Here is a 1,811-nt window from a genome sequence, read left to right as displayed (position 1 = left end):
GTGGAAGTATGGATTTTTTTCAAATTGTCTTTCATTTTAAGTCAAAATTGGTGGCGAAAGCAACTGAGCAACTTTCTAATAAAATTAAGCTTGCATCTTCAGTTGGCTCCCAATTTTAAAAAAGAAAAACATAAATAAATAGTTGAAAAAATTCACAGCATTCACCATTATTTTCAAGGAGAAAAACAGTGAAAAAAAGGAAAAAACTCGCTCTATCCCTTGCGGCTCTTTTGCTGGCAGGTTCTTTGGCGGGATGTGCTAGCTGGATTGATCGTGGGGAATCCATGACAGCTGTTGGCTCAACGGCTCTTCAGCCCTTGGTCGAAGCAGCAGCAGATGAATTTGGCTCTATGCACGTTGGAAAAACAGTCAACGTCCAAGGTGGAGGATCTGGTACAGGTCTGTCTCAGGTTCAATCTGGAGCCGTTGATGTAGGAAATTCAGACGTATTTGCCGAGGAAAAAGACGGTATCAACGCATCCGCTCTAGTGGACCATAAGGTTGCTGTGGCGGGCTTGGCAGTGATTGTGAACAAGGAAGTTGATGTTGAAAATCTGACAACTGAACAACTCCGTAGCATCTTCACAGGTCAAGTGACCAACTGGAAAGAGGTTGGGGGGAAAGATCTAGCCATTTCTATTATCAATCGTGCAGCAAGTTCTGGTTCGCGTGCAACCTTTGATAGTGTTGTTATGGATGGCCAATCTGCCGTGCAGAGTCAAGAACAGGATTCAAATGGGATGGTTAAAAACATTGTTTCCCAGACACCAGGAGCCATTTCTTACCTAGCATTTGCCTATGTGGATGACTCAGTTAAACGCATGAAGTTGAATGGCTATGAGCCGATTGCAGAAAATGTTACAACCAATAACTGGCCTTTGTGGTCTTATGAACACATGTATACCCTAGGTCAACCTAATGAATTGGTGGCAGAATTTCTCAACTTTGTCCTCTCAGATGAAGCGCAAAGCGGAATCGTTAAGGGAATGGGCTATATTTCTGTCAAGGAAATGAAGGTTGAAAAAGATGCTGTCGGAACGGTGACAGCACTAGAAGGGAGTCACTAATGAATCAAGAAGAATTAGCTAAAAAATTACTTTCTCCCTCAAAGAACTCTCGTTTAGAGAAACTAGGAAAAGGCTTGACCTTTGCCTGTCTGTCTTTGATTGTCATCATTGTGGCTATGATTTTGATTTTCGTAGCCCAAAAAGGTTTGTCGACTTTCTTTGTCAATGGGGTCAACATCTTTGATTTCCTATTTGGCCAAACTTGGAATCCTTCAGGTAAACAATTTGGTGCCCTTCCAATGATTTTGGGTTCCTTTATTGTCACAATCCTGTCAGCCCTTATCGCAACTCCTTTTGCCATTGGTGCGGCAGTCTTTATGACAGAGGTCTCACCAAAAGGTGCTAGAATCTTGCAACCAGCCATTGAATTGCTAGTCGGGATTCCTTCAGTCGTGTATGGATTTATCGGTTTGCAGGTCGTAGTTCCCTTTGTCCGCAGTGTCTTTGGTGGAACTGGTTTTGGGATTTTGTCAGGGATTTTCGTTCTCTTTGTCATGATTTTACCGACGGTAACCTTTATGACAACCGATAGCTTGCGTGCAGTGCCTCGTCACTACCGCGAAGCTAGTTTGGCTATGGGGGCCACTCGTTGGCAAACCATCTGGCGCGTGACCTTGAAGGCAGCGCGTTCAGGGATTTTCACAGCAGTGGTCTTTGGGATGGCGCGTGCCTTTGGTGAGGCCTTGGCCATTCAGATGGTGGTCGGAAACTCAGCCGTTGTCCCAACTTCATTGACAACACCTG

2 protein-coding genes are annotated in these 1,811 nt (G+C 44.3%); both read left to right on the top strand.

What is annotated here, in order from left to right; genetic code table 11:
• Window positions 1–188: 188 nt before the first annotated feature.
• Window positions 189–1,067 (top strand): phosphate ABC transporter substrate-binding protein PstS family protein, encoded by an 879-nt coding sequence (locus QZ359_RS01765; RefSeq protein WP_261042677.1) that lies wholly within the window; start codon window positions 189–191, stop codon window positions 1,065–1,067.
• A partial coding sequence (gene pstC, locus QZ359_RS01760; RefSeq protein ID WP_293956032.1) for a phosphate ABC transporter permease subunit PstC occupies window positions 1,067–1,811 on the top strand: 745 nt, incomplete at its 3' end. The genes QZ359_RS01765 and pstC, both read left to right, overlap by 1 nt.

It is taken from the genome of Streptococcus sp., from assembly GCF_019414905.1.
Lineage (GTDB): Bacteria > Bacillota > Bacilli > Lactobacillales > Streptococcaceae > Streptococcus.
Note: the sequence above shows the minus strand (reverse complement) of the source record. Positions and strands in the feature narration are given on the sequence as shown.